Origin of the sequence: Pseudomonas sp. PDM18 (assembly GCF_014852585.1) — a bacterium.
Lineage (GTDB): Bacteria > Pseudomonadota > Gammaproteobacteria > Pseudomonadales > Pseudomonadaceae > Pseudomonas.
Map to the genome: position 1 here is coordinate 266,500 of NZ_JACVBX010000002.1, position 24,471 is coordinate 290,970.

The 24,471-nt window shown below is 62.4% G+C and carries 29 protein-coding genes and 5 pseudogenes; 13 read left to right on the forward strand and 21 right to left on the reverse strand.

All coding sequences use genetic code 11. The features are described from left to right. Positions 1-96: 96 nt before the first annotated feature. A pseudogene (locus IB274_RS06040) lies at positions 97-435 on the reverse strand (integrase); the annotation flags it as partial. On the opposite strand from IB274_RS06040, the gene IB274_RS06045 reads away from it, so the two are divergent. From IB274_RS06045 to IB274_RS06055, 3 genes and pseudogenes are all read left to right on the forward strand, one after another. Continuing rightward, complete coding sequence (locus IB274_RS06045; RefSeq protein WP_192431490.1) at positions 398-712, forward strand: hypothetical protein; 315 nt, start codon at positions 398-400, stop codon at positions 710-712. The pseudogene IB274_RS06040 and the gene IB274_RS06045 sit on opposite strands and share 38 nt — an antisense overlap. A gap of 59 nt (positions 713-771) precedes the next feature. After that, entirely contained in the window at positions 772-1,062 is a 291-nt protein-coding gene (locus IB274_RS06050; protein ID WP_225614700.1) for a DUF4224 domain-containing protein, read from the forward strand. A gap of 43 nt (positions 1,063-1,105) precedes the next feature. Beyond that, a pseudogene (locus IB274_RS06055) lies at positions 1,106-1,555 on the forward strand (integrase); the annotation flags it as partial. A 46-nt stretch (positions 1,556-1,601) separates the two neighbouring features. On the opposite strand, the gene IB274_RS06060 reads toward IB274_RS06055, so the two are convergent. The 3 genes from IB274_RS06060 to IB274_RS06070 all read right to left on the reverse strand — a co-directional run bounded on the left by IB274_RS06060 (position 1,602) and on the right by IB274_RS06070 (position 2,670). After that, complete coding sequence (locus IB274_RS06060) at positions 1,602-1,880, reverse strand: ogr/Delta-like zinc finger family protein (protein ID WP_192431122.1); 279 nt, start codon at positions 1,878-1,880, stop codon at positions 1,602-1,604. A 62-nt stretch (positions 1,881-1,942) separates the two neighbouring features. Next, positions 1,943-2,428, reverse strand: a complete 486-nt coding sequence (locus IB274_RS06065) for a YmfL family putative regulatory protein (protein WP_192431123.1) — start codon at positions 2,426-2,428, stop codon at positions 1,943-1,945. Between the two features lie 29 nt (positions 2,429-2,457). Further along, positions 2,458-2,670 (reverse strand): DNA-binding protein, encoded by a 213-nt coding sequence (locus IB274_RS06070; protein ID WP_192431124.1) that lies wholly within the window; start codon positions 2,668-2,670, stop codon positions 2,458-2,460. A gap of 84 nt (positions 2,671-2,754) precedes the next feature. On the opposite strand from IB274_RS06070, the gene IB274_RS06075 reads away from it, so the two are divergent. Genes IB274_RS06075 through IB274_RS06085 form a run of 3 tightly spaced genes read left to right on the forward strand, consistent with a single transcriptional unit; the run spans position 2,755 to position 4,169 of the window. Next, a complete protein-coding gene (locus IB274_RS06075) occupies positions 2,755-3,087 on the forward strand; it encodes a helix-turn-helix domain-containing protein (RefSeq protein ID WP_192431125.1) in 333 nt (110 codons plus the stop codon). A 25-nt stretch (positions 3,088-3,112) separates the two neighbouring features. After that, entirely contained in the window at positions 3,113-3,607 is a 495-nt protein-coding gene (locus IB274_RS06080) for a hypothetical protein (protein WP_192431126.1), read from the forward strand. Positions 3,608-3,611: 4 nt separating this feature from the next. Then, positions 3,612-4,169, forward strand: a complete 558-nt coding sequence (locus tag IB274_RS06085; protein WP_192431127.1) for a PH domain-containing protein — start codon at positions 3,612-3,614, stop codon at positions 4,167-4,169. Positions 4,170-4,560: 391 nt separating this feature from the next. Here the strand turns inward: IB274_RS06085 and IB274_RS06090 are convergent, their stop codons facing one another. The 9 genes and pseudogenes from IB274_RS06090 to IB274_RS29920 all read right to left on the reverse strand — a co-directional run. Beyond that, the gene (locus IB274_RS06090) at positions 4,561-5,112 is read right to left on the reverse strand and encodes a hypothetical protein (protein ID WP_192431128.1); all 552 of its coding nucleotides are present in this window, start codon (positions 5,110-5,112) and stop codon (positions 4,561-4,563) included. 172 nt (positions 5,113-5,284) lie between these two features. After that, complete coding sequence (locus tag IB274_RS06095; RefSeq protein WP_192431129.1) at positions 5,285-6,055, reverse strand: hypothetical protein; 771 nt, start codon at positions 6,053-6,055, stop codon at positions 5,285-5,287. Positions 6,056-6,127: 72 nt separating this feature from the next. Next, positions 6,128-7,381, reverse strand: a complete 1,254-nt coding sequence (locus IB274_RS06100) for a phage late control D family protein (RefSeq protein WP_192431130.1) — start codon at positions 7,379-7,381, stop codon at positions 6,128-6,130. Beyond that, positions 7,378-7,821 (reverse strand): phage tail protein, encoded by a 444-nt coding sequence (locus IB274_RS06105; RefSeq protein WP_192431131.1) that lies wholly within the window; start codon positions 7,819-7,821, stop codon positions 7,378-7,380. Before IB274_RS06105 ends, IB274_RS06100 begins: the two co-directional genes overlap by 4 nt. Positions 7,822-7,825: 4 nt before the next feature. Beyond that, positions 7,826-10,411 (reverse strand): phage tail tape measure protein, encoded by a 2,586-nt coding sequence (locus IB274_RS06110; RefSeq protein WP_192431132.1) that lies wholly within the window; start codon positions 10,409-10,411, stop codon positions 7,826-7,828. After that, on the reverse strand, positions 10,401-10,523 hold the full coding sequence (locus IB274_RS06115; RefSeq protein WP_192431133.1) for a GpE family phage tail protein: 123 nt from the start codon (positions 10,521-10,523) through the stop codon (positions 10,401-10,403). The genes IB274_RS06110 and IB274_RS06115 overlap by 11 nt, the downstream gene beginning before the upstream one ends. Before the next feature lie 8 nt (positions 10,524-10,531). After that, positions 10,532-10,858 (reverse strand): phage tail assembly protein, encoded by a 327-nt coding sequence (locus tag IB274_RS06120; protein ID WP_192431134.1) that lies wholly within the window; start codon positions 10,856-10,858, stop codon positions 10,532-10,534. Positions 10,859-10,932: 74 nt separating this feature from the next. Beyond that, positions 10,933-11,370, reverse strand: a pseudogene (locus tag IB274_RS06125) (phage major tail tube protein); the annotation flags it as partial. A 60-nt stretch (positions 11,371-11,430) separates the two neighbouring features. Then, positions 11,431-11,493 (reverse strand): annotated as a pseudogene (locus tag IB274_RS29920) (hypothetical protein); the annotation flags it as partial. Between IB274_RS29920 and IB274_RS06135 the strand changes: the two are divergent. Both IB274_RS06135 and IB274_RS29810 read left to right on the forward strand, forming a co-directional pair. Next, positions 11,493-11,771, forward strand: a pseudogene (locus tag IB274_RS06135) (terminase); the annotation flags it as partial. The pseudogenes IB274_RS29920 and IB274_RS06135 overlap by 1 nt on opposite strands. Next, positions 11,768-11,896, forward strand: a complete 129-nt coding sequence (locus IB274_RS29810; protein WP_263866332.1) for a hypothetical protein — start codon at positions 11,768-11,770, stop codon at positions 11,894-11,896. The pseudogene IB274_RS06135 and the gene IB274_RS29810, both read left to right, overlap by 4 nt. 180 nt (positions 11,897-12,076) lie before the next feature. Here IB274_RS29810 and IB274_RS06140 read toward each other — a convergent pair whose 3' ends face one another. The 6 genes from IB274_RS06140 to IB274_RS06165 all read right to left on the reverse strand — a co-directional run bounded on the left by IB274_RS06140 (position 12,077) and on the right by IB274_RS06165 (position 16,666). Next, on the reverse strand, positions 12,077-12,622 hold the full coding sequence (locus IB274_RS06140; protein ID WP_192431136.1) for an arsinothricin resistance N-acetyltransferase ArsN1 family B: 546 nt from the start codon (positions 12,620-12,622) through the stop codon (positions 12,077-12,079). Positions 12,623-12,629: 7 nt separating this feature from the next. Next, positions 12,630-13,331: an arsenical resistance protein ArsH gene (arsH, locus tag IB274_RS06145; protein WP_192431137.1), complete on the reverse strand. Its 702-nt coding sequence runs from the start codon at positions 13,329-13,331 to the stop codon at positions 12,630-12,632. 12 nt (positions 13,332-13,343) lie between these two features. After that, complete coding sequence (locus tag IB274_RS06150; RefSeq protein WP_192431138.1) at positions 13,344-13,814, reverse strand: arsenate reductase ArsC; 471 nt, start codon at positions 13,812-13,814, stop codon at positions 13,344-13,346. A 27-nt stretch (positions 13,815-13,841) separates the two neighbouring features. Then, positions 13,842-15,125: an arsenic transporter gene (locus tag IB274_RS06155; RefSeq protein WP_192431139.1), complete on the reverse strand. Its 1,284-nt coding sequence runs from the start codon at positions 15,123-15,125 to the stop codon at positions 13,842-13,844. 20 nt (positions 15,126-15,145) lie between these two features. Beyond that, positions 15,146-15,493, reverse strand: coding sequence for a metalloregulator ArsR/SmtB family transcription factor (locus IB274_RS06160; RefSeq protein ID WP_192431140.1), 348 nt, complete (start codon positions 15,491-15,493; stop codon positions 15,146-15,148). 141 nt (positions 15,494-15,634) lie between these two features. Next, positions 15,635-16,666: a helix-turn-helix domain-containing protein gene (locus IB274_RS06165; protein WP_225614702.1), complete on the reverse strand. Its 1,032-nt coding sequence runs from the start codon at positions 16,664-16,666 to the stop codon at positions 15,635-15,637. A 376-nt stretch (positions 16,667-17,042) separates the two neighbouring features. Here IB274_RS06165 and IB274_RS06170 point away from each other — a divergent pair, with 376 nt between their 5' ends. From IB274_RS06170 to IB274_RS06190, 5 genes are all read left to right on the forward strand, one after another. Then, positions 17,043-17,909 carry a transporter gene (locus IB274_RS06170; protein ID WP_412548413.1) on the forward strand — a complete coding sequence of 289 codons (867 nt, stop codon included), beginning with the start codon at positions 17,043-17,045 and terminating at the stop codon, positions 17,907-17,909. Between the two features lie 99 nt (positions 17,910-18,008). After that, positions 18,009-19,049, forward strand: a complete 1,041-nt coding sequence (locus IB274_RS06175) for a phenylacetaldoxime dehydratase family protein (protein ID WP_192431142.1) — start codon at positions 18,009-18,011, stop codon at positions 19,047-19,049. A 24-nt stretch (positions 19,050-19,073) separates the two neighbouring features. Beyond that, positions 19,074-19,700 carry a nitrile hydratase subunit alpha gene (nthA, locus tag IB274_RS06180; RefSeq protein ID WP_192431143.1) on the forward strand — a complete coding sequence of 209 codons (627 nt, stop codon included), beginning with the start codon at positions 19,074-19,076 and terminating at the stop codon, positions 19,698-19,700. 2 nt (positions 19,701-19,702) lie between these two features. Beyond that, positions 19,703-20,335, forward strand: a complete 633-nt coding sequence (gene nthB / locus IB274_RS06185) for a nitrile hydratase subunit beta (RefSeq protein WP_192431144.1) — start codon at positions 19,703-19,705, stop codon at positions 20,333-20,335. Between the two features lie 87 nt (positions 20,336-20,422). Beyond that, positions 20,423-21,943 carry an amidase gene (locus IB274_RS06190; protein ID WP_192431145.1) on the forward strand — a complete coding sequence of 507 codons (1,521 nt, stop codon included), beginning with the start codon at positions 20,423-20,425 and terminating at the stop codon, positions 21,941-21,943. Between the two features lie 105 nt (positions 21,944-22,048). Here the strand turns inward: IB274_RS06190 and IB274_RS06195 are convergent, their stop codons facing one another. Both IB274_RS06195 and IB274_RS06200 read right to left on the reverse strand, forming a co-directional pair. Further along, the gene (locus tag IB274_RS06195) at positions 22,049-22,906 is read right to left on the reverse strand and encodes a hypothetical protein (protein WP_192431146.1); all 858 of its coding nucleotides are present in this window, start codon (positions 22,904-22,906) and stop codon (positions 22,049-22,051) included. A gap of 164 nt (positions 22,907-23,070) precedes the next feature. Continuing rightward, positions 23,071-24,459 (reverse strand): amidohydrolase family protein, encoded by a 1,389-nt coding sequence (locus IB274_RS06200; protein WP_192431147.1) that lies wholly within the window; start codon positions 24,457-24,459, stop codon positions 23,071-23,073. Positions 24,460-24,471 lie beyond the last annotated feature (12 nt).

The window sequence follows — 24,471 nt, forward strand, 5'->3', positions numbered from 1 at the left end:
ACTGCGGGGCTTTCGCGTTTCTGGGGGTGGTAACTTCCACCCTGATTGCCTCCCTATCGTTTCCGCATCTTTTCAATCGTTTCCGCATCAGTTTCGTCAGCGAGTTGGTTTCACGACTTCGCCGACGCGGCGGTATACCGTTTCGGTAATGCGTTTATCCGAGTGGCCAAGTAAGGCGGACGCTTCTCGAATGTCGGCAATTTCCGATGCCGCCTTGGGACGTATGTCACGGAACTGGAATTGCCGTACGGCAGTTGCGAGTTGCTCGTCTTGCACTTCCAAGGCCTTCGCCGCCGCCCGTGTCCGGGCTTCGTCAAAGCGCAGGCGAATCATGCGCCCTGTCAGCCGGCGGCCGTCTTCGGTGGTGATCAGGTACGGGCCTAGGATGCCGCGGGCCTTGCGTTGCTCGCAGAGGCGTTCCACCAGCAAGCCCAAGGCGGTGGGAGTAGCAGTAACCGAGAAACGGAAACAGCACGAAGAACGCACCGAGGAACACTCGGTAACAGGGCCGGAAACGGCCGCAGATGAAGGCCTGCCGACTCTGCTGCAGCAGCTCATCGCCGGAACAGAGAGCGGCGCCAAGGTTGCGGTAAGGCAAGTGGCGAAGGAACTGCGGATCGGCAGCAGCAAGGCCACCAAGCTCCTACAGCAGGCCGCCGAAATTGGCGTGCTGCACAAGACCAAGACCCCAGGCGGCTACGTCGCCGCATAAAAGAAGGCCCCGGTGGGCGGCAACCCACCAGGGCCAGACCAACCCCAAGGAGAAGCACCATGCAAGTGTGTCAACCCAAGGTCAGCGCAGCGCAGGCTATCACAGGGGGTGTAATAGAGCCCCTGCCCGAATTTCTAACCAACGCTGAACTAGAGGCACTGATAGGCGCAAAGTCCACCCGAAAGCAAATTGAGTGGCTCATGGAAAGCGGTTGGAAATTCGAACTCAATGCGGCACGCAAACCGATTGTTGGCCGGCTCTATGCCCGTTGCAAGCTTGCAGGACTAAGGCTTCAAACGACGACGGCGGACCAGTCTGCCTGGAGCCTCGACCTCTCGAAGGTGAATTGACGTGCAGCCGAGAAAACCGCGCAACAAGGATTTGCCCCCACGGATGATTCGCCGCGTGCGGACGCTCAAAAGCGGCAAGCTTTGGATTGGCTATTACTACGACGGGCGCAATGAGCAGGGAAAGCGGATGGAGATCCCGCTTGGCACTGACTTTGACATAGCGAAGCACGAATGGGCGCGGCTAGACGCAAAACCTGCGCCCAAATCCTGCCGACTCTGGGGGGAAGTGTTCGATAGATATGAACGCGAAATCATTCCCACCAAGGCCCCGCGCACCCAAAAGGACAACCTGCTGTCCCTTACACAGCTGCGCAAGGTATTCACCGATGCGCCGATTGCAGCCGTCACCTCCCAGGTGCTGGCCCAGTACCGCGACAAACGGTCGGCCAAGGTTCGCGCGAACCGGGAACTCGCCCTGTTCAGCCATATTTACAACATCGCCCGCGAATGGGGCATCACCACGACAGAGAACCCCGTAAAGGGCGTGCGCAGGAAGGCGCGATAGTCGTTGGCTTGCTGCTGGTTGAACGGCACGATGTTCATGCGGTGGCCTCCAGAAGATCGAGCTGGTTGTCGCCCTGCCGACGCATGGCTTCACGGCGCAGGGCTGTGGGCGCCGCCGGCAGGCGTACCGAAGAATTGGGCATGCCGGATGGGCTCATTTCGTGAGTCATTTCGAACTCAGCGCGCACCGCCCAGCCGCAGGCCTCGTTGGTGCATTGCAGGTAGGCCACCCGCAAGAAGATGTGTTTTCCATCGCTGGTGCGAATGCGCATCCTCGACGCGCAGTGCGGGCAAACCAGTTTGTAGCTGCTCATCCTTACTCTCCCCGAGCCGCATCGCGGCGCTGGCCGTAGCCAAGAAACGGCGCGTCGTGCGCTTACTGCTGTTCCTTCCCTCCCGGGGTTTCCCGGTGCGAGGTGATAACGGCGCCGACCTCTGCGTGTCTGGCGGCGATGTGGATGCGGTGGGCTTTGACGATCTTGGCGATCTCCGCCTCGGTCAGGCGTCCGTCTTCCAGCGCTTTGGCAATGATCTTGTCGACAGCGCCCTCGGCCACGTCGGTGGGGAGCGAGCGCGCATAGAGGTCGAGGTTGTCGAGGGGGCCGTCTTCGGGCATCAGCACGAACACGCCGTCATAGAGGCGGGCGATGTAGTCGACGAGGAAGGATGTGCCGCTGATGCGCTCCAGCTGGCGGACTTGCTCGTCGGTCAGCGGGCGATGGCCCGGGTTCTCATAGAGCTGGTTGTCGAAGCGCTTCGCCTCCAGGCCCAGGTGCGTCGCTGCGCACTCGCGGCCGCCTGGGAAGGCTCCTACTGCGGCCATCACGGCCTTGCGGCGGCTATCAAGAATCTGGCGTTTCATGTTCTCGTTTTCCCCTTGCGTCGACCGAACTACTGTTCGACCGTGCCTTCCTTGATGCCGAGCAGAACGGCGGCCCGGTGGGCTTTGCCGCGTAGGCACTTCTTCTGCCTGTTGATGACCGCGTAGACGGTGCTCTCGTCCAGGTCATGCCTCTCGGCCCATTCCCGGACAGTCAGGCCCTGCTTGGTGATGCGTTTGCGGGCAGCCGCGCAGGCTTGCTCCGTGGGGTAGGCGTTCGGCATAGTTCACGTTCGTGTGATTTCGTGTGATGACAGGCGGAGTATTTCCCTTGTTCGTGGGAATGTCAATCCGCAATGGAGACATTTGTGGGAATAGGCGAACGCCTGAAAGAAGAGCGCGAGCGTTTGGGCTATATCCAGACGGACTTCGCAGCTTTGGCTGGGGCCTCAAAAAACTCCCAGTACAACTACGAAAAGGGCGAGCGCTGCCCTGATGCTGCCTACCTCGCGGCCGTCGCTGCTGTGGGTGTCGATGTGCTGTACGTCGTTACAGGTACGCGCACGCCGCTCCCGTCATCCTCGCTGACCCCGGAAGAGGGACTAGTCCTTGAGCAGTACAGGTCGTTACCCGATCAGGATCGGGCGGCTGTCAGTCGTCTGACCTCGGCGTTGTCGCTCACGAAGTCGTCGCCCCAATAAGCCAACCTGAACAAGGATTGTTTCAGTGCGCACACCCGCTACCAGCTTGCTGTACCTCGCCCTTCTGTTGTTCCTTCCCCTGGCTCCTGTGGCCGCACTGGCCGACGAGTCTGCCCTGCAGGTTCACTGCCAAAACGAGTGGCCGAACGATGTCGAGATGCGCACCTTTTGCGTCAGCGAACAGCGCCAGGCGATGAAAGCTCTAGCCAAACTCAGTGGTCCGAATCGCCAGCGCTGTGAAGGCGAGTGGCTCCCGGATTTTCAGATGGCTTTGCACTGTACAAAGGAGCAGAACGCCTCCCAAGCGGTAGTCGCCAGTGCGCCAAATGATGAAATTTCCGCACGCTGTGCGCGTGAATGGCCGAGCGAATACGATATGCAGGAGCACTGCGCGAAGGAGCGCAGAGCCGCAAAGGGCAACATCGAGCGCAACTACTCGGGCGCCACCCGCAAAGCCTGTGAGCGGGAGTGGGGCACGGAATACGAGATGGTTGAGCACTGCATTGAGGAAAAGGAGTAACGAAATGGCTTTCGACTACAAGAATGCATCGCCGGACGCCCTGAAGGCTGAGTACGACCGCATTGCGGCTGAGATTGGCGACGACCAGTTCTTCACCAAGAAAGAGCTGAAACATCTACCCGAGGTGCTGGCGGCCGGCGAGCAGGTGTTGGCGTTCACTTCCGGCATGATGGATGGCAATACTTGGCTGATCACTCTGACTGATCGCCGGGTGATCTTTCTAGATAAGGGCATGCTTTATGGACTCAAGCAAGCCGCCATCGAGCTCGACAAGATCAATGCCGTATCCGGCAAGACCGGCCTCCTGTTCGGCGACATCATGATCCAGGATGGTGGTAGCGAGCGGAAAATCAGCAACGTCTGGAAGAAAACGGTCACGGCCTTCACCAATAAGGTACGGGACGCTATGCACGCCAAGAAACAGCCAGCTGCTGTAATTGCGCCGGCAGCCGAAGACGACATGATTAGCAAGCTTGAGCGCCTTGCAGCACTGCGCGACAAGGGTGTGTTAACTCCGGAAGAGTTTGCCCAGCAGAAGGCGAAGATTCTGGACACTGTGTGAAAGCATGATCCGACATATAGGCAAAAAGCCCAGGCAAGCCTGGGTTTTTTTGTGCCTGAAAATAGGACGAATCAGAGCTTGCGCTTTGAGAAACGTGCGTAGTTTCGGGAGTGGCCGCCCGTAGGAGGCGATCTCGGAAACTCGCCGTCTTTTGCTAAGGGAGGCTGGTGGCACGCGGAAACGTGCAGAGAATGGGGGACTCCCGGGCGCAGTGGGCGGTGCATAACGCACCAGGCGCCCGTCACATGGAAATGGAGTACCTACGATGGAAAAACTTACCCAGGCCGAACAATTCTTCGTGGACCTGCTGCGCCGTCTCAATGAGCAACAGCAACAGGACCTGAAGAGGTTTATGGAGGCGTTCGCGCAGTCGGGGAGGTGATCGCACAGATTATTCGCTGATCTCTTTTTTCTCAGGCAAAACCAGTACTGAGAGGGCCCGAGCTACTTGGCTCGGGTCGATGTTTAATGCCATGGCTATCAATATTCTTCGCTCTGAGCTATCCGGTTTGTTTAGGAGTGATACTGCTTTCATTGCATCTAGATATCCGATGATTTTGGATATGGCACGTTTTATCTCTACTATTGCCTCGTCTGCGCTGCAGATATCCTTCGTGCTAATCTTGTTTCCTTTGTCAAGCCTGTTTGCTGAGATAATCATCTCTCGAGCTTTGTTGATTACCTCTTTCCCTTCAATTTTGTGGGCTAACTCGTTTCTTAGCTTATTAAGACGGTCGATGGCGTCCCATATTTTATTGTCAGGAAGTTTTATGTCGGGCAAGTGATTCCCATATATCGCGCTTGCAATTTTAAGCTTCGCGTTGAACTGAAGTTGTATCTTTTGGAGAGGTAACGGGTCTCGGCAGTGTGCAATGATTATTTGATCGAGTAATTCTTCGCAGAAAAGGTGTCCCTTCAGTACTGCGGAAATTGAGTCTTGCATCGTAAATATGCTTTTGCAGTCTGTTTACGTCCAGCCCTAAATCTGCTAGTGCTGCTTTATATTTCTCGTCACGTTCAAAATTGGTTTGAGGCTCGTCCATGGTCGGTTTCCATATTGGCTTACTAGTGCTGAGCTGGTTAAGTTATCAGCTTGCCGCCGAAGCAAGGCTTGGTTACCGGGATGGTTGATGTGCAAGGTAGAGATTGTCTTCTGGTAGTAATTCCTTGCAAAACGTCTCGCTCGTATTCAGCTGCGGGCTCTTGGTATCCGTAGAGTCTACTTCTCCTGGATTTATTTCCGTGGCTGTAGATTCAGAAGAGAAAAAGGTATTTGGATGTTTGGCTAAATATAGTTGGATGCGTTGAGCTAAACGATATCGCGCGAAGTCGTTGGCAAGCACTAATCCTGAAAGTGTCATCACTGCTAACATCACGGACCCTGCCAGGAAGTTGATAGGAGAGGGCTTTACCCATAGGGTGATGGCAAGAAGCAACCCAATTATAAAAAGGGCTCCGCCTGAGATAAGCCCGTACCAAGCACTTATTTTGTCGCCAAGGTCAAATTTTATTTTTGGTTCTGTTTCCTCTGGGGAGGTATGTAGGTATCGGGCAATGCGGCGAATTTGTGCCATGTCCCAGTATCCTAAAGTGACGAGAGTGATAAGTGCCTCGGCCTTCAGCGTACTGGCCCGAACCCCGGAAGCGATTCGAAATGCTTCGAGTTTAATGGCTTGGTCCAGGTATCGAGCAAATGCATCCTCTCCCTTAATGCTCTCTCGGAGAGATTGCAATCGACGATGACGCTTTTCAACGAAGTGTTTGTCATGGAAGTCGAATACCTTGCCAATCATGGCTAGGCCTCTAATCAAAAACACGACGACACCGATTGCGATGGCCGATATGGCTTGGCTGCTATTTAAAGCGGCTAGAACCTCTTGAAGCATGGGGATGTCCTTTCCTGTGGCTCTTTCCGGCAGTGTGCCACCAGTCCTGCCCAGTCTCCAGCGAAGGAGGCTTTACCGTGCCTGCAGCCGCTTCCACTCACGATCCACAGCGCGCTTCGCTGTCGCCTTGCTAGCGTAGAGGTGGTGCAGGCGCCGCGGCCGGGTCTGGTCGCCAGCGGTGATCGTGTGTTGTTTGCCGGTCTTCTCGTCGCGGTACCAGGCGAGGATGCCGGTGTAGTTCGCAGACTCTTCGGCCAGCTCAGCGACGTCGTCGCCATCGGGCAGCTTCGATTCAAGGTCGAGACTGGTGGTGAAGCTCTCCGGCGTGAACGAGTGCCGCAGGTTGCCGCCAAGCCAGACGATGGCAGCGATTTCCGCCTTGATGCCGGCAAGGGTATAGGTCTGGTCCGGGAGTAGCTCCGGGCGGCCTTTGGCGAGCGTGTAAGACAGAGTCGCGGTGCCGCGCTGCAGGCGCTTCCACTCGGCGCGCGCGGCGCGAATGGCGCTCTCCTGGTCGGCGTAGGTGTGGCGCAGCTCCTTGATGTTCTCGCCGCCCCCGGCAATGGCCTCTTTCTTCTCGGCGCTGTTGACCTCGTAGTAGTACGCCTTCACTCCGGTATAGGCGTCGCGGTCGGCTTCCAGGTAGCGGTGCTGGTCGCCATCCTGGCGGGTCAGGACGACATGCGGCAGGGCCAGGCCGCTGGCGGTGGTGCTCTTGCCGGTGGGCATGAACAGCAGTCGGCCGGCCTTCACCGTGGCGATGGCGTCATGCTCGCCGCCCAGACGGGCGAGCAAGTTGGCGTCGGACTCGTTGGCCTGGTCCAGGTGCAGCAGCTCGACGGCGCCCAGGGCGGCGCTGATGACGGCGGTGAGGCCGTGCGCGGAAGCGATGGCCTGCACCACGGCGCCCAGGGTGGTGGTGTCCCAGCTGCGTTCGCGCTTCTTCTTCAGCTCGCCGCGCAGGTCAACGCTTCGCCCGCGGATGCTGAGCACGTCCGGCGCGCCGCTGTGCTCGGTCTCGTCCACGGTGTAGCTGCCTTTCTCGACGAGCCCGGTGTCGCTCCAGCCCAGCGACAGCTGCACCGTGGCCCCGCGCGAAGGAATGGCGAGCAGCCCGTCATGGTCGCTGAGCGTGATTTCCAGCTGGTCCGCCTCGATGCCGCGGTTGTCAGTGAGGTCGATGCTGACCAGGCGTTGCACCACCGCGGCGGTGATGTCCTCGCCGTTCACCAGGACTCGGCAGATGGGGCGCGGATAGCTGTTCGCCTCGCGAAAGCTCGCGGCTGCGCTGCCGAGGTATTCGTTGGCCAGGTCGAGCAGGCTCACAGGATTTGCCTCAGGATGTTCCCGGCACTGCTGATGGCGCTGCCGAGCAGGTCGACGCGGCCGTCGTCGATACGCTTGAGCGATAGGCTGAACTCGATACGGCGTGCGGCCCCGTCAGCGAAAAAGAGGGTGCGCCCCTCGCTCAGGCTCTCGATGACCCAGACGCCGTAAATACGGCCGGTGCCCTCGATCAGCGGGTAAGCCTTGCCTGTGTCGGCCATGGTGCGCAGCGTGTCCAGGCTGAGCACGGTACCGGCCAGGGCCGGCAGCAGCACGCCCTGCAGCGTGATGGTTTCGTCGCCGCGGCCGAGGTACTGGCGGGCGGGGTTGGTGCCGATGCGGCTGGTGCTGCCGTGGCGCCATTCAGTCTGGCGCTGGAAGTCCTGATAGGCGGCTGTCTCCAGGCCGAACACGAACATGCCGAATGCCATTAATGCCATGGGTTCAATCCTGATCGGTGATGCGGCTGCGGGCGTTGACCTGGCGGCGGCTGTCGAGCCTGGCCACCTCGGCGGCGACCAGCCGCGCGAGCTGCTGCTCGTTCATGCCGGGCGCGGCCTGCACCTGGATGATGATTGGCGCCGGCTGCGCCGCTGCGGTTGCAGGCGCCCCTGCAGGTGCCAGTGGCGGCCGGGTATCCAGCGCCATCGCCGTGCCGGCGGCGCCGATGGTCAGCGCGCCGGCGGTGGTCAGTTGCTTGGCCAGATCGAGCACCGCCGACAGCGGCCCTTTCTGGCCATCCGTCAGGCCCTGCTCCAGGCCGGCCATGGTGAAGCCGCCCAGCTCGGCGAAGACGCGCGACGGCGAGTGGATCCCCAGCTTTTCCTTGAACCAACCGACGGTGCTGTCACCCACCTCGCTGATGGCGGTTTTCACGTCGCCCAGCTTGTTGCGGATGCCAGTCACCAGGCCGTCCAGGAGCATGCTGCCGAAGTCGGAGAACTTGCTCGGCAGCTCGACGCCGAAGTAGCTCATCACCGCTGCGAAGGCACGGTAGAACAGACCGATGGGGCTGAAGTCGATGATCAGTTTGGCGATCCCGGTGAGCCCGCCGTTGAAGCCTGCCTTCACTTCCTCCCACAGGCCCAGGAAGAACGCCTTGATGGGCTCCCAGTACGTGTAGATGAGATAGGCGGCGGTAGCGATGGCCATCACTGCCAGGCCGATGGGGTTGAGCATCAGCGCGCGGCCGATCAGCAGCACGCCGCGCAGCACCAGGGGCAGCGCATTGCGCCCGAGGTTTAATAGCGTGCCGATCAGCCCGGCGCCTTTGAGCCCGAACAGCGTCAGGCCGTAGCGCACCATGGCGAACGGCCCCAGGAAGCTGGCCATGGCCAGGGTGACGGCGCCGAAGCCAGCAGCCAGCGCGGCGACTCCGGCCACGATGCGCAGAATCTGGCCGGTGAGTTCGGGGTTGGTCTGGACCCAGGCGGCGACCTTGCCGAGCACCCGATTGAAGCTCTCGACAAGGCTGATGATGGTGGGCCGCAAGGTCTCGCCCATGCTCGCGGCGAGGTTGAAAGTGCGGTTCTTCGCCATCTGCAGACGTGCGGACAGGGCTTCGGCGCGGATGTCCGCCTCGCGCTGCATGGAGCCCTTGCCGGCTTCGGAGTTGGCCAACTGCAGCTGCCGGCGGTACTCGCCCAGGTTGTTGGCCAGCTTCGCGGCGTCGTCGCCGAACTCCTTGCCGAAGAGCTGGGTGGTGACGCTGAGCTGCTCGGCCTTGGGCAGTTTCTTGATGGTCGCCAGCACCATCTGCAGGGTGGCGGTGGAGTTCTTTGCCATGCCCTGCTGGATGGCGTCAGCCTCAAGACCGAGGGCCTTCAGACCTTTCTGAAAGCGCTTCGGCTGCTCATTGGCGATGGCCAGCTCGCGAATCATGGCATTGGTCGCGGTGGCGGCAACCTCGGCGGACGAGCCCAGGCTCAGGAACGTGGAGCCGAGTGCGGCCGCGTCCTTGAAGCTCATGCCGACAGAGGTAGTGATGCCGGCGGTGCGCTGGAGCACGTCGATGATGTCGTTGCCCTTGGACTGCGCGTTGTCGTCCAGGTAGTTGATGGCGTCGCCCAGCTCGCCCACGTTCTTGATGGGCAGCTTGTACAGGTTGGCGATGCGCGCTAGGTTCTCGCCGATCTCGTCGGCCGGCAGCTCGAACGCGGTCGCGGCATTGGCCGCGGTTTCGGCGAAAATGAGCAGGTTGTCCTTGCCCTGGATGCCCATGCGCGCGCCGCCTTCGACCAGCGCCGCAATCTCAGTGGTGGCCATGGGGATTCGCTCGGCCATGGCCTTGATGGCGCTCCCCATCTCGTAATAGGTCGAGGTGAGTTTGCCGTTGTCGTCGCGCGCGCCGTCCACCTGCTTGGCCACGCCAAGCATGGCGTCCTCGAAGTCGATGTAGCTGTTGACAGTGCTCAGGACCGGGGCGCCCATTGCTGTGCCGGCAGCCGCTGCGCCGGCGCCATTGGCGGCCATGCTGCCGGCCAGTGCCTGGGACTTCTCGAAGGTCTCTTTGGCTGCGGCCGCGCGCCGCTGTTGCACGGCCAGGCGCTTGAGCTTGGCTTCCTGGGTGCCGATGGCCTGGTTGGCCTGGGCGATGCGCTGACGCAGCTCGTTCTCGCGCTGGCCGAGGTTGTTGGTGCTGACTCCGGCCTTGCCCATCTGCCCCACCAGGCGCTGCAATTCTGCGCGCTGCTCGCCATGCTTGGCCTTGAGCTTGTCGACCTGGGCGGCTGCCGCGGCGAACGACTTCTGGAACCGCGCCGACGGGGCGTCCATCCCCTGGAGTTCCTCGCGCAGCCCGCGTAGGCGCTGCTGGGCGCCGGCGAGCTTCTCGGAGGTCTGGCGGACGGCCTCGCGCTGGGTGCGCAGGCTGCTGATGTCCTTCTGCTGCGCCTGCAGGGCCTTGAGCTGGTCGCGCGACTCCTTGAGAGCGCGGCCCAGCCCGGTGCTGCTGTTGGTGACGGCGCGGATGGGGGCCGTGGCGCGGTCGATGGCCTGAAGGATGACTTCGAGCTTCAGGTTATTGGCCATTGCCTTGCTCCCAGCGCGTTCTGGCCCGCTCCCGCCATTCGTTCAGTTCAGAGAGGTCCAGCGGGTCCATGTCCGCTGGGGTCCAGTGGAATACCAGGGCGATATCCGCCATGGCGTCCTCTACGCAGCGAGGGATGCCTCCTTCGCCGACCTCTGCAGCAAAAAACCGGATACCGCGACGCCGCAGGCGAGCAGGTCGGCCGGGTCCATCGCGCTGACCTCCTGGGTGGTCAGGCTGGGGCTGGTGATGCGCGGCAGCACCTTGCTGAGCGCCTGCACGTCCATCTGCATGAGATCGAGCAGGGAGACGCCGCGCAGCTCGCCGCTGGCCGGCTTGCGCAGGGTCAGGGAGTCGATGGTGTTGGTGCCGCGGGTGAACGGCTTGTCGAGGGTGACGACCGCCTCGTTGGGGTTGGCGGCTTGGGTGATTTCTTCGGTGCTTTCCATGGTGCGGCTCCTTGGTTGGATAGGTTCGGCGGGCTGCGAGCTGGGCTCCGGTACCGCCGCTTTCTGGGAAGGGGTCAGAGGCCGATGGCCTTGCGGTGGGCCGCGAGCAGGTCCTCGCCGTCCACGATGAAGATCATGTTGAGCAGGTCGATTTCGGTGATGGTGTCGCCGTCCACGGTGAGCTTGTAGTAGGTCAGCGCGGTGGTGATCTTGTGCTCGGTGTCCTCGCCCGGGGTGGCCTCGCCGAAGTCGATTTCTTCATGCCGGCCACGGGTGACGATTTCGACGGCGCTTACGTTGCCGGTGCTGTCGTCCTGGACAGAGCCGGCAAAGCGCAGCATCACGCCATCAGCGCGCACGGCGCCGAACTGGCGCAGGGCGATCAGGCCGTAGCCGCCAAGGGTCCACTCCAGTTGCAGGCCGTCATCGCTGTGGCCCATGTCGACCTTTACCGGGCCATCCATGCCGCCGGCGCGGAATTGCTCCATCTTGCGGGCGAGCTTGGGCGGGGTGCCGCCCGCGGTGTTGGTGCGGCTGGCGGTCGGACCATTGACGCCCAGCAGGATGGCTTCGCCTTCGGCCTCGTCGACCTCGATGATGTTGATCTTCTTGAGGAAGGAGTTGGAATGCTGGATACAGCCCCGAGGTCAAGACGCGCCTGGTGATGAAGGCGTGGGACGTGGTGAGCAAGGGCCGGCTGGAGTTCGACGCGGGCTGGACCGACGTCGCCCAGTCGCTCATGGCCATCCGCAAGACCGTCACCCCGGGCGGGCGTCAGTTCACCTACACCGCCGGCCGCAACGACAACACCGGCCACGCCGACCTGGCATGGGCGCTATTCCACGCACTGCACAACGAGCCGCTTGAGGGCCAGACCACGGCCAATACCGGCATCATGGAGATTTTCTCATGAGCAAGAGACGCGACCGCCGCAACCACGTAAGCACGGAAATGAGCTTGCATGTGCTGGCCTACAACCTCAAACGGCTGATGAGCATCTTCGGCGTCACCGGTGCGATGGCGGCACTGCGGGCCTGAGGTCGGTCATTTTCCTGCGGCTCCTCACCTCAAACAGCCATCTACCGCTTCAGGAGACTCAGTCATTGGATAACGGCCGGTAATCGCTTTAGCCGCGCGCACTTTCGAGGGCTAATCCCAAATTCGGTTCTGGTGTAAGCACTTCGACGTTTTCACACAGCCTAGGTCGGTAGCTGACGCTCAGCCGGCTATCTCCGGATAGCGACGAGGGGTTGCAGGCGAGCTAACCGGCGCACCTAGCTCCAAGCGCCAGTAACCCACGTCGTGCCACTGGCCCAGCTTGAAACCGACCTGAGGGAAAGTGCCGATGTGCCGGAAGCCCAGCCGCTCGTGCAAGCCGACGCTTCCAGCGTTGGGGAGCGCGATGCCGGCGTAGGCCGCGTTGAATCCCTGCCTGGCGAGGATAGGGAGCAGCTTGGCATAGAGGCTGCGGCCAACCCCGGAGCGGCGCTCGCCGCCCGCGATATAGACAGTGACATCCACCGCCCAGCGGTATGCTGCACGCGCCCGATGCTGGCTGGCATAGGCGTAACCAACCAGGCGCCCATCGCGCTCCGCGACAAGGTACGGGTAGGTCTCCAGGGTTGTGACGATGCTCTGTCGCATCTCCTCGACGGTCGACGGTACTTCCTCAAAGGAGATAGCCGTGCCGGCCACGATAGGGGCGTAGATCGCCTGGATGGCTGCAGCGTCCTCGGGGCGGGCTTCTCTGATTTCGATTGCCATGGCGACCTCAGATCGAGCGCTGATTCACGCGGGCGGAAAGCTGCTCGGCGCTTTCCTTGCGCTCGGAATAACGATCCACCAGGTACTCCTGGCGGTCGCGCAGCAGCAGGGTGAACTTCACCAGTTCCTCCATGACGTCCACCACGCGATCGTAGTAGGCCGACGGCTTCATCCGGCCGGCGTCGTCGAACTCCAGGTAGGCCTTGGGTACCGAAGACTGGTTGGGGATGGTGAACATGCGCATCCAGCGGCCGAGTACGCGCAGCTGGTTGACCACGTTGAACGACTGCGAGCCGCCGCAGACCTGCATCACCGCCAGCGTCTTGCCCTGGGTGGGGCGCACGGCGCCGAGCGCCAGGGGAATCCAGTCGATCTGCGCCTTGAACACGGCCGAAAGCGCTCCGTGGCGCTCCGGCGAGCACCACACCTGGCCTTCCGACCAAAACACCAGATCGCGTAGCTCCTGCACCTTGTGATGCTCCACCGGCACATCGTCAGGTAGCGGCAGGCCGGAGGGATTGAAAATGCGCGTCTCGGCGCCGAAGTGCTGCAGCAGGCGCGCGGCTTCCTCCACCAGCAGGCGGCTGAAGGAGCGTTCGCGGGTCGATCCGTACAGTAGCAAGATGCGTGGCTTGTGCTCACTGGTGCGGACTGTCGCTGGCGGCAGGTCGAATAGAGAAGGGTCGAGATTGGGCAGTTGCTCGGACATGTTTCCTCCTGCTCAGAGAGCGCCGATGCGATCCAGCTTACGCTTGAGTTCGTCGCGACCGAGGGTGGCGAAAGGAAGGGCGAAGAAGGCACGGCAGCGCAGCTCGATGCGGGCCAGCGTGGCACGGAAGGCAGCGTCGATGGCGGGTTCATCACCCACCACATCGGACGGGTCTTCCAGCCCCCAGTGGGACTTCAACGCCGGGCCGAAGTACACCGGGCAGGCGTCGCCGGCGGCCTTGTCGCAGACAGTGATGACGATGTCCGGCGGATTGCCTTCGAAGGCGTCGTTACCCTTGCTGCTCAGGCCCTCGATGGAGATACCGGCCTGCTGCAGGGTGGTGAGGCTGCGCGGCAGCACCTGGCCCTTGGGGAAACTGCCGGAGCTGACCGCCTCGAAGCCTTCCGGCGCCAGGTGGTTGAATAGCGCTTCGGAGAGGATGCTGCGGCAACTGTTGGCCGTGCACATGAACAGGACTCGCATGGAGGTCTCCTCCGCTTGACGCGGACTTCAGAGGCTCAGGCGCAGCGCCAGGGCCGAAAGGGTGATCAGCAGGACGGGCAGGGTCAGCAGGACGCCGACCTTGAAGTAGTAACCCCAGGTGATGCGCATGCCCTTGCGCTCCAGCACATGCAGCCAGAGCAGCGTGGCGAGGCTGCCGATAGGGGTGATCTTCGGGCCGAGGTCGCAGCCGATGACGTTGGCGTAGATCATCGCCTCGCGCACCAGGCCTTCCGCGCTGCTGCCCTGGATCGACAGGGCGCCGACCAGCACGCTGGGCATGTTGTTCATCACCGACGAAAGCAGCGCCGAGAGCAGGCCGGTGCCGATGGCGGCGCTCCACAACCCCTGTTCGGCGAGACGGTCGAACAAGTGGGTGAGAAAGTCCGTGAGGCCGGCGTTCTTCAAGCCGTACACCACCAGGTACATGCCGAGGGAGAAGATCACCACCTGCCAGGGCGCATCGCGCAGTACGCGACGGGTAGAGATGCGGTGCCCGCGAGCGGCGACGGCAAACAGGATGGCCGCGCAGACGGCGGCCACGGCACTGACCGGGATGCCCAGCGGCTCCAGGGCGAACAGGCCGACCAGCAGCACCAGCAACATCCACCAGCCGACGATGAAGGTAGCGCGATCGTGGATCGCCGCCTTTGGCTCCTTCAGCGCATCGAGCGCGTACTGCCTCGGGATGTCGCGACGGTAGAACAGGAACAGCACCAGCAGGGTGGCGGCGATACTCGCAAGGTTCACCGGCACCATCACCGAGGCGTACTCGGCGAAGCCCAGGCCGAAGTAGTCAGCCGAGACGATGTTCACCAGGTTGGAGACCACCAGCGGCAGGCTGGCGGTATCGGCGATGAAGCCGGCAGCCATGACGAAGGCCAGGGTCGTGGCGGGAGAGAAGCGCAGCGCGAGCAGCATCGACATGACGATGGGGGTGAGAACCAGCGCCGCGCCATCGTTGGCGAACAGCGCCGAGACAGCAGCGCCGAGCAGTATGCAGAAGGCAAACAGTCGGTTGCCGCTGCCATTCGCCCAACGCGCCACGTGCAACGCGGCCCACTCGAAGAACCCGGCCTCATCCAGCAACAGGCTGATGATGATGACGGCGATGAAAGTGGCCGTGGCGTTCCAGACGATGGCCCACACGGTCGGGATGTCGTGCAGTGAAACCGCGCCGGCGGCCAGGGCGATGATCGTTCCCAACGCGGCGCTCCAACCCACGCCAAGGCCCTTGGGTTGCCAGATGACCAGAACGAGGGTGAAGACGAAGACAGCAACGGCGACCAGCATGGAGGACTCGCTCGAAGGGATCAGCAGCAAGCGGCATCACGGACGGGGCGGCCGTCCATGTTCTGCAGGCGGAGGGTGTTGTCGGCCAACCATTGCGCGTTGGCCAGCAGGGTGACCTGCAGCATCTCGTGCACCCAGCCAGGCAGCTCGGGGTTGAGGCGGTAATACACCCACTGGCCCTGGCGGCGATCCAGCAGCAGGCCGCTGCTGCGCAACTGCGCCAGGTGGCGGCTGATCTTCGGCTGGCTGTCGTCCAGCGCGCACATCAGCTCGCAGACGCAGAGCTCGCCCAGACTGGCGATGAGCAGGGTGGCGCGAGCGCGGGTCTCGTCGGCCAGGCTCTTGAAGACTTCGGGTGGAGTGATCATGGCGTCACCTTACATATGGAAAAGCGAATATACGAATTTCCATATGTAAGACGCAAGCCCAGTTGAACTTGAGCGGCCGCCTCTGACCCAGAGCTCGCGGAGCTTGGCAAACAAAGGTGCATCGCTCGACGCTTCTTTGGCCTATCTAGAGAGTGTATTCGCTGCGAACGATGGCAGCTGTACTGCGCGCCATTCCTTGGGGCTACAACCATAAAAGTCGCGGAAAACCCGACTGAAATGTGACATGTCATTGAAGCCCCACCGAAAGGCGACTTCAGAGATGCGCAGTGTTGAGCAGAGCGGACTCCGCAGCTCGGCTCCGCAGCGTTCCAGGCGACGACGCAGGACGTATCGCATCAGGGAGCTTCCCTCGCGTTCGAACAACTTGCCGATATAACGAGCGGAGAGGCCGGTCGCACAGGCGATCTGCTGCGCGCTCAGTGCGGGGTCCCGGAGGTTGTCGCTGATGAAGATCTTCACTCGCGTGAGCGTCAGCATCTGTGAGCGAGAGTGATCGGGGGCGAGGTTCTGCAGGTTGCCCAGTGTCAGGGCGATGAGGTGGGTGGCCGACTCCGACAGTCTGGCCATCTCCTGCGGTGTGAACTCTCCAATCTGCGTGCTCAGCGTTTCGAGGAAGGAGCGAAGCACTCGCCCCGTCGGGTTGTCGAGCGAGACGCGTGTAGCCGTCCGGCTCTCCATGTCCACCACCAGTTGATTGAGGCTGGCCCGCGGGACGCTGACGATGATCTGCCGCCAGTCACTGTCGAAACTGAGGTGGTGGGGGCGGGTGGCGTCGTAGATCGAAAGCTCGCCGGGCTCGATCTTCGCCCGGCTGTCGCCTTGCTCAAGGCACTCGCTGCCTTCGAGCATCAACACGGCGAAGTACTTGTCTTCCTCGCGACAGCGGGGGTGCAGGTGTCGGCGGTTGACGGCCTGTGCCGAAGCGCCGACGTCGCTGACGCGCAGCAGCTCGCACTTCTGTGAGCGCACGCGGCCGAAGAACGCCGGATTGGGAAGGGCGCCGATTTCGACATCGGCGAACAGCCGCAGGATCATTTCCCGCCAGTAGTCGACCCGATCCTGGAATGAGTTGCTGAGCGTTGCCAGTTCGATGCGGTCACTGGACCAGAGCTCAGGCGATGGCGCCGGCTCAGCCCCTTGATTGTTGTCCATCGTCGATGCACCCCTGTTGTTCATTACTTTTCAGGATGAATCCGTCGTTGCCTTCGCTCGCAAAGGCCGACTCGAAGGTTTCGTCTATCGGGCTGTCGCGCCCTTGATTCCTTCATACAACAGCAATCGGCTGCCCGCCAGCAAACCGGACGCAAGGGCCGTTCGAACAAAGTTGTTGTTCCGCTTCAGCCAAGAAGGGCGTCGCTTTGAGTTTCATGCTTGAGCCGTGACAAGGAAGACCTGGCAGACAGGCCAGAGCGTCGGACCGCCATCCTCGAACAGGGGCGGGTAATCAGGACGGTCATGCATTTCAATGCCCTTCGGGGCTCCGGCTCAAGGCAAAACCATGAAAACAACAAGATCCCTGTTTTGCGAACTGAAACGCTCCGCTCTCGCGGGGTTGATCCTGATCGGCGTGTCGTTCTCCTCCCTGGCGGTGGAGGTGGCGCCGGGTGACTACGAGCAGTACCCAGCGGGTGCAACCATCGGTCTGGTCTATTACCAACACGCGACGACCAATGCGTTACGTAGCGACGGCCATTCCGTCAGCTCGGATTTCAACATCACCTCCGACGTCGGCATCCTGCGTCTGCTGCACGTCTACCAGCTCAGCGACAAGGTCACCATCGATCCGCAGGTGCTGTTGCCGTTCGGCCATCTGTCGGGCAACGGCGACGCATCGCCGCTGGGGGATACCAGCGGCACGGGCGATCTCATCCTTACCGCACCGATCAAGGTGCTGCTCAACGATGCTCGCGATGTCTTCAGCGTCAACGCCTATCTCTTCGCGCCCACGGGCAGCTATGACAAGAACGATGCGCTGAATCTGGGGGAGAACCGCTGGAAGGTCGATTTCCAGAGTGCCTACATCAAGCACTTCAGTGACAAGTGGGCCGTCGACCTGATCGGCGATGTCATCTGGTACGCCAACAACGACGACTACGGCCCGGCGTCGCTCAAGCTGGAGCAGAAGACCTCCTACAGCGCCCAACTCATGGGCCGCTACATGCCGGACCAGGCAACCAGCCTCGGTCTTGGAATCGGCCAGCTGTGGGGCGGGGAGACCCGCGTGGACGGTGTGGATCGGGATGACCGCCAGCGCACGACCAACATCCGCGTGACCGCCAGCCATTTCGTCACCCCCAAGGACCAGCTGCAGCTGCAGCTGGGGCGCGACCTCGCGGTGGAGAACGGGCCGCGCGAAGACTTCCGCCTGAACCTGCGCTACGCGCACATCTTCTGACGCCGTGTCTTCTGGCACTCCGTCTTCAGACACAGCATCGACCCACTCGCACCACCGCCGGTTTGCCGGCGACCTACAACAAAAAACTGTGAGGCTTCCATGGAATCAGCAATCGACAAGCATCTGCTTTGCCCCCGTTCGCGCGCGCGCCGCGTCGACGACGACTACACCCCTCCGTTCCCGGCCTGGGTCGGCCGCGCCGATGCCGCGATCACCCGTTATGTCATGGCGTACATCGGCGTGCAGAGCAAGGGCGAAAGCCAGCTCGGTGCGGCCTGCTCCGCGCTGCGCATGATCGTGGAGAGCCTGAAGCAGGTTGACGGTCCGCGCTATCACGATCTCGCCCATTACCGGGATTCGGATGGCTACGACAACCTGATCGCCATCGCCTACTGGGATGATCCTGCGGCCTTCGAGCGCTGGAAAGCGGACGAGCGCAATGGCGCGGCGTGGCCTTCGCGCCTCGATGCAAGCAGCGGTCTGGGGTTCTTCCGCGAAGTCATCACGCCCGGCGTCGAGCGCTTCGAGACCTTGTATGCCATGCCCGAGGGCATGGAAGGCGTGGGGCTGGCGATGGGCTCGCGCAGCAATGAGATCCAGGAGCACGGTTACTGGGGATCGATGCGCGACCGCATCCCTATTTCGCAAACGGACGCCATGACGCCGTCGGGCAAGCTCGCCTTCAGCCATGCATCGGACATGGTCAGCGTCAGCGGTCACGAAAACCTGGTGGTGATCCGCTCCGGGCAGGACTGGAGCGAGACCCAAGGTCGCGAGCGCGAGCTGTATCTGGGCGAGATGGAACCGGTCCTGCGCGCCGGCATGGACTTCCTGCGCGATCAGGGACAGCCGGTGGGCTGCTACAGCAACCGCTACCTGCGGCACATCGATGCCAACGGGCAGCCCCAGGAAAAGAGCTTCTCCGTCAGCCACTGGCGCTCCATGTCCCATCTGGAACGCTGGTCCGAGTCCCATCCCACGCACATCGAGATCTTCGGTACCTTCCTGCGGATGGTCCAGTCGCTGCAGGGTGAACTCAAGTGGAAGGGCTACCACGAAGTCAGCGTGCTGCGGGCTCAGGACCAGCGCTACGAATACCTCAACTGCCATCCCGGAACCGGGTTGATGCGTGGCATCTGAGCGGCCAGTCACGAGGAGACAGACATGAATCAAAAAGCAAACATCTCTGCAGGCACCGCTGCCGACCGCGCGTTCGCCCTCAAGCACGCCCTGGAAGAAAAAGGCGTGGTGCCTGAAGGCTATGTCGAAAACTTCACGCAGGTCATGGAGAACGACTTCGATCCCGCCAACGGCGCGCGGGTGGTGGCCCGTGCCTGGGTTGACCCGGATTATCGCGAGCTGCTTCTGCGCGACGGCACCGCAGCCTGCGACCAGTTCGGCTACACCGGGGTGCAGGGCGAGTACATCGTCGCCCTGGAAAATACGCCGACCCTGCAGAACGTCATCGTCTGCACGCTCTGCTCCTGTACCGCCTGGCCCGTCCTGGGGCTGCCGCCGGACTGGTACAAGAGCTTCGAATACCGCGCGCGGGTCGTGCGTGAATCCCGCAGCGTACTGCGCGAGATGGGGCTGGACCTGCCCGAGTCAGTCGCTATCCGGGTCTGGGACACCACAGCCGAGACTCGCTACATGGTGCTGCCGGTGCGCCCGGAAGGCACCGAAGGCTGGAGCGAGGAAGAACTCGCCGCTCTGGTGACCAAGGATGTGCTGATCGGCATTGCTCGCCCGGAAGTGCCCGCAGCCAGCGATTCGACGAAGGAGGTGAGCTGAACATGGACGGCATTCATGATCTTGGCGGCCTGCAAGGTTTCGGGCCGGTCGCCCATGTGGCCAATTCGCTGAGCTACAAACCCGTCTTCCACGAGGACTGGGAGCACCTGGGCTATAGCCTGCTGTTCCTGGGCGCGGGTGAGCTCGGGCTGTTCAACGTCGATGAGCTGCGGCACGCCATCGAGCGGATGGAGCCACGGCATTACCTGTCCTCCGGCTACTACGATCGCATCGTCATCGGTGTCGCCTCGCTGTTCGTCGAGAAGGGCCTGCTCAGCCAGGAGCACCTGGCGCAGCTGGCCGGCGGGAGCTATCCGCTGGCGTTGCCGATGGGCCCCGGGCGCGAGGCAAACCCGCCGCGCCGGCCGTTCCAGGTTGGCGACGAGGTGGTGGTCCGCGACGAGCGCGTCTCCGGACATATCCGCATGCCCGGTTATGTGCGCGGCAAGCGTGGCGTGGTGCTGCACCGCACCCGCCATTCGTGGCCATTCCCTGACGCCGTCGGCCACGGGCGGGACAGCCCGCTGGAGCCGACCTACCACGTCCAATTCACCACCCAGGAACTGTGGGGCGATGCGGCGGACGCAGGCACGGTGGTGGTCGACCTGTTCGGCGGCTACCTGCTCCTGGCCTGACGAACAGCTTTTGGGGGCGGCGAGGTCTTCCCGGAATATCAGCCCCTCGTCGCCCCCGTTTTCTTCTCTGCAGAGTGAGACATCAACATGGCCATACGCAGACCGGATTCCGCTGAGCTTGGCGAGATCGCCAAGAGCCTCGGCATGACATTCAGTCCATCGCAACTCAACGAATATCAGGATTTGCTTCAGGCAAACTTCGACGCATATGACCTGCTCGATAGTCTCCCTGACTATCTGCCGCCCGTGCGCTATCCCCGCAAGGACCTGCGCGTGCCCTCGGCGGATGAAAAGCGACTGGGCGCCTGGCAATGCAAGGCGCTCATTCCAGGGAACGCGGAAGGGCCTCTGCTGGGCAAGCGCGTCGTGATCAAGGACAACGTCGCTGTGGCCGGCCTGCCCATGCTCAACGGCACCTTCACGCTCGATGGCTACGTCCCGGAGATCGATGCCACCGTGGTCAGCCGGCTCCTGGATGCCGGGGCGACCATCACCGGCAAGGCTGTCTGTGAAGCGCTGTGCTTCTCCGGTGGGTCGCACACGGCGGCCAGCGGCCCGGTACATAATCCGCGGCGCCAGGGCTATTCGGCGGGCGGTTCGTCCTCGGGCTCCGCAGCGCTGGTCGCCGCGGGTGAGGTCGACATGGCCATCGGCAGCGATCAGGGTGGGTCCGTGCGCATCCCGGCGGCCTACTGCGGCGTGTACGGCATGAAGCCCACGCATGGGCTGGTGCCTTATACCGGCGCGATGCCTATCGAATCGACACTGGACCACCTGGGGCCGATTACGGCCAGCGTGCGCGACAATGCCCTTATGCTGGAAGTGCTGGCTGGTCCGGATGGCCTGGACCCCAGGCAGAATGCGCTGGCCCCCGCTGGCGGCTATCTGGATGCGCTGGGTCGCGGTGTTGTCGGCATGCGCATCGGCGTCCTGCGCGAAGGCTTTGCCCACGCCAACTCCGAGCCCTTCGTAGATGAGGCCGTACGCCAGGCGGCGGATGTGTTCCGCGCTTTGGGTGCCACGGTCGAGGACGTTTCATTGCCTGCTCACAGCCAGGGGCCGGCGATCTGGCTGGCGATAGCGGCCGAAGGAGCCTCCGAGCAGATGATGAAAGGCAACAGCCACGGCTTCAATTGGCGCGGCCTTTACCTGACCGGAATGATGGAACACCACGCTCGCTGGCGTGATCGCGCCGATGACCTTCCGGACACTGTGAAGATGACCTTCATCCTGGGGGAGTACGCCAATCGAAACTATCGAGGCCGCTTTTACGCAAAGGCGCAAAATCTCGCTCGCCGCCTGCGCGCTGACTATGACGGCCTGTTGAGCAGCTACGATCTGCTGTTGATGCCGACCCTGCCAGTTCGCGCCACACCGTTGCCGGCCCCGGACGCACCGCTGGCTGAAGTGTTGGCCCGCGCGTTCGAGATGCTGGGAAATACCTGTGGCTTCGACGCTACCGGTCATCCTGCCATGTCGATTCCCTGCGCCAGTCATGATGGTCTCCCGATAGGTCTTCAACTGGTCGGTCGACATTTCGCCGAGGCGGATATCTACCGTACGGCCCATGCGTTCGAGCAGACTACTGACTGGCGGACTCGCCAGTAACCCGGAAGAAATCTGACGCTCCGTGTCACCGCGCCGACCTCGGGTCGGCGCTCGCCTCCGGCAATTGCTGACCCGAAGCGGTCCCCCGAATACTGTCATCGCCTCTCACAGATGCCATTCCAGGTTCAGGAACGGCGTATTGGCCTCGGTGCCGGGCGTGTTGGCGGAGTTGTTGCCGAACTTGTTCTTCCAGTATTCGTAACCCACCCCGGCGAAGAGCGTGTTCTTCCTGCCGAACGTCAGCTCGCCCACGTCTACCAGCACAGCCGCGTGTACCAGCGTCTCGCTCACGGTGTCGTTGCCAAAGCTGTCCTTGCCCTTGGGCGGGACGAAGTTGGCGAAACCCCTGAATTTGAGTGATACCGAGCCGAGCTGGAACGGGGTGTCCCAGGCGGTTTCCACATAGTACGTATCGTCGAAGCGGATATCGTGCTCGCGGGCGAAGGGCAGGCCATTGTGGTTCTTCTCGGTGCGGTACATCAGGCTCAGGTCCCAGAAGCCCGGCACGTCGAAGTTGAGGGTCGGGCCGACGACGAACATGCGTTTTTCCGGCGCGAAAGCGGTGTTCTTGGTGTTCCAGTCGAGCCCGGCCGACAGCGACCAGTCGCGCACGGGGCCCCACTTGAAGTCCCGGTCGGAAATCTTGTTGAGTGACAGCTGATGGCGGTATACCACGTAGAATTCTGTGGCGCCGTCGTCGCTGCCTTCAGCCGGGTCCTTGCTATCGGAAAACAGCGCCTGTACGTCGAGGAAGTTGCCGCCGTACTGATATCCATCGACATAGGTGAATTCGACGATGTTCTTGGTGATCGAATCATCGATGCCCGGCTCGGCAAAGCGGGTGCCGTACAGGTAGCTGAAAGAGCTGTCGCTCCACTCGGCTGCCTGGGCAGCAACGACCGCGGTCAAGGACAGTACGCCGACGGCAAGGGCGTGGCAGGCGGGCAAGGTAGGTTTCTGCATCTTCTGTATCCCGTGAGTCATCCGCCGTTGACACGGGGGATTCCTGGTTCTTTTCCCGGTGGGGCTTTTGCGCAGGGCGCGCGTCTCCCGGCACGGCGCGGCTGGCCGCGCCTGTCGAGTTGTCCAGTGGGGAAGTGAGGGCCGGTCTGAAGGCAGCCGGTGGATCAGTCGTCGACCTGTATCAGCTGCCGTACGCCGTCCCAGGCTTCGGCGCGCATGCGTTCCAGGTCCAGCCCTGGAATCACGCCGTCGTCGACCACCATCCGGCCGCCGACCATGCTGTAGCGCACGCTGATCGGCTCGCCGGCGGCCACCGGCGCCAGCGCGGTGTCGTGGAAGCCGAAGAAGCGCGGATGATCCAGGCTGTAGATGACCAGGTCAGCTGCCTGTCCTATTTGCAGTGTGCCGACCGAGTCCAGCCCCAGCACCCTGGCCCCGCCGGCCGTTCCCCAATGGATCACGTCTTCGACCGTGGTGGCTGCCGCGCCTTGCTCCGCGCGATGGATCAGCCAGGCGGCATGCGCTTCAGCGACCATGCTGCCGGACTCGTTCGAGGCCACGCCGTCGACCCCGAGGGAGATTGGCACCCCGGCCTCGTACATCTGCGGCACCGGTGCGATACCGCTGCCCAACCGTGCGTTGCTAACCGGGCAGTGCGAGATGCCGGTGCCCGTTTGCGCGAGCATGCGGATTTCCCCCGGCTGCATATGGACCGCATGGGCGAACCATACGTCAGGGCCGAGCCATTCGTGTTCGGCGACGAACTCCACGGGCAGGCAGTTGTATTTTTCGCGGCAGAAGTTGACGTAGTTCTGCGTCTCCGAAAGGTGAGTGTGCAGGCGCAGGCCGAGGCCGCGTGCGGAGTGGGCCAGCTCGCGTAGCAGTGTCGGCGGTAGCGAGAAGGTCGGCGTGGTCGGTGCCACTACCACCCGGCGCATCGCATCCGGGGTGTCCTGGTGGTACAGCGATTTGAGTCGCTCGATGTCGCCGACCATCTGTTCCAGTGACTCCGGTTGCAGTGCCGTTTTCGAGAAGCCCGGATGCGCGCTGGCCGACTCCAGCGCCCCGCCCCGGCACAGGACGAAGCGCATGCCGAATGCTTCGGCCATGTCGAACAGCAGGTCGCCGGTCTCGGTGGTGCCGTTGGCATGGTAGAGGTAATGGTGATCGGCGCACGTCGTCACCCCGGACAAAAGCAGCTCGGCCATGCCCAGGCGCGCGGCGATCCGCGCCAGCTTCGGGGTGAAGAGGTTGAGGCGGGGATAGGGCACGCTGGCCAGCCAGCCTTGAAGGTCCTGGTTCATGCCCGCCGGCACCGCCTTGAGCAGGTTCTGGAACAGGTGATGGTGCGTGTTGATCCAGCCCGGGTACACCACTGAGCCACGTGCGTCGATGACGCGTTCACCGGGGTGAGCCGTCAGGCCCTCCGCCATTTCGGCGATGCGGCCGTCGACGATGCGGATGTCGACGTGGCCGGCCCGGGCGAGTGGCCCGTGCAGGCCGGTCATCACCGCCTGCGGGTTCTTGATCAGGGTGTTCTGAAGTCGAGTCATGGGCTTCTCCAG

Excerpts from the sequence above, each read along its gene's own strand:
- IB274_RS06070 (WP_192431124.1), bottom strand. The coding sequence starts at position 2,670 with ATGCCGAACGCCTACCCCACGGAGCAAGCCTGCGCGGCTGCCCGCAAA.
- arsH (WP_192431137.1), bottom strand. The coding sequence starts at position 13,331 with ATGTCCGAGCAACTGCCCAATCTCGACCCTTCTCTATTCGACCTGCCG.
- IB274_RS29810 (WP_263866332.1), top strand. The coding sequence starts at position 11,768 with ATGAGCAAGAGACGCGACCGCCGCAACCACGTAAGCACGGAAATGAGC.
- IB274_RS06085 (WP_192431127.1), top strand. The coding sequence starts at position 3,612 with ATGGCTTTCGACTACAAGAATGCATCGCCGGACGCCCTGAAGGCTGAG.
- IB274_RS06160 (WP_192431140.1), bottom strand. The coding sequence starts at position 15,493 with ATGATCACTCCACCCGAAGTCTTCAAGAGCCTGGCCGACGAGACCCGC.
- IB274_RS06150 (WP_192431138.1), bottom strand. The coding sequence starts at position 13,814 with ATGCGAGTCCTGTTCATGTGCACGGCCAACAGTTGCCGCAGCATCCTC.
- nthA (WP_192431143.1), top strand. The coding sequence starts at position 19,074 with ATGAATCAAAAAGCAAACATCTCTGCAGGCACCGCTGCCGACCGCGCG.
- IB274_RS06175 (WP_192431142.1), top strand. The coding sequence starts at position 18,009 with ATGGAATCAGCAATCGACAAGCATCTGCTTTGCCCCCGTTCGCGCGCG.
- IB274_RS06195 (WP_192431146.1), bottom strand. The coding sequence starts at position 22,906 with ATGCAGAAACCTACCTTGCCCGCCTGCCACGCCCTTGCCGTCGGCGTA.
- IB274_RS06065 (WP_192431123.1), bottom strand. The coding sequence starts at position 2,428 with ATGAAACGCCAGATTCTTGATAGCCGCCGCAAGGCCGTGATGGCCGCA.
- IB274_RS06140 (WP_192431136.1), bottom strand. The coding sequence starts at position 12,622 with ATGGCAATCGAAATCAGAGAAGCCCGCCCCGAGGACGCTGCAGCCATC.
- IB274_RS06095 (WP_192431129.1), bottom strand. The coding sequence starts at position 6,055 with ATGCTTCAAGAGGTTCTAGCCGCTTTAAATAGCAGCCAAGCCATATCG.
- IB274_RS06190 (WP_192431145.1), top strand. The coding sequence starts at position 20,423 with ATGGCCATACGCAGACCGGATTCCGCTGAGCTTGGCGAGATCGCCAAG.
- IB274_RS06050 (WP_225614700.1), top strand. The coding sequence starts at position 772 with ATGCAAGTGTGTCAACCCAAGGTCAGCGCAGCGCAGGCTATCACAGGG.
- IB274_RS06165 (WP_225614702.1), bottom strand. The coding sequence starts at position 16,666 with ATGGACAACAATCAAGGGGCTGAGCCGGCGCCATCGCCTGAGCTCTGG.
- IB274_RS06155 (WP_192431139.1), bottom strand. The coding sequence starts at position 15,125 with ATGCTGGTCGCCGTTGCTGTCTTCGTCTTCACCCTCGTTCTGGTCATC.
- IB274_RS06090 (WP_192431128.1), bottom strand. The coding sequence starts at position 5,112 with ATGCAAGACTCAATTTCCGCAGTACTGAAGGGACACCTTTTCTGCGAA.
- IB274_RS06120 (WP_192431134.1), bottom strand. The coding sequence starts at position 10,858 with ATGGAAAGCACCGAAGAAATCACCCAAGCCGCCAACCCCAACGAGGCG.
- IB274_RS06115 (WP_192431133.1), bottom strand. The coding sequence starts at position 10,523 with ATGGCGGATATCGCCCTGGTATTCCACTGGACCCCAGCGGACATGGAC.
- IB274_RS06110 (WP_192431132.1), bottom strand. The coding sequence starts at position 10,411 with ATGGCCAATAACCTGAAGCTCGAAGTCATCCTTCAGGCCATCGACCGC.
- IB274_RS06105 (WP_192431131.1), bottom strand. The coding sequence starts at position 7,821 with ATGGCATTAATGGCATTCGGCATGTTCGTGTTCGGCCTGGAGACAGCC.
- IB274_RS06200 (WP_192431147.1), bottom strand. The coding sequence starts at position 24,459 with ATGACTCGACTTCAGAACACCCTGATCAAGAACCCGCAGGCGGTGATG.
- nthB (WP_192431144.1), top strand. The coding sequence starts at position 19,703 with ATGGACGGCATTCATGATCTTGGCGGCCTGCAAGGTTTCGGGCCGGTC.
- IB274_RS06060 (WP_192431122.1), bottom strand. The coding sequence starts at position 1,880 with ATGAGCAGCTACAAACTGGTTTGCCCGCACTGCGCGTCGAGGATGCGC.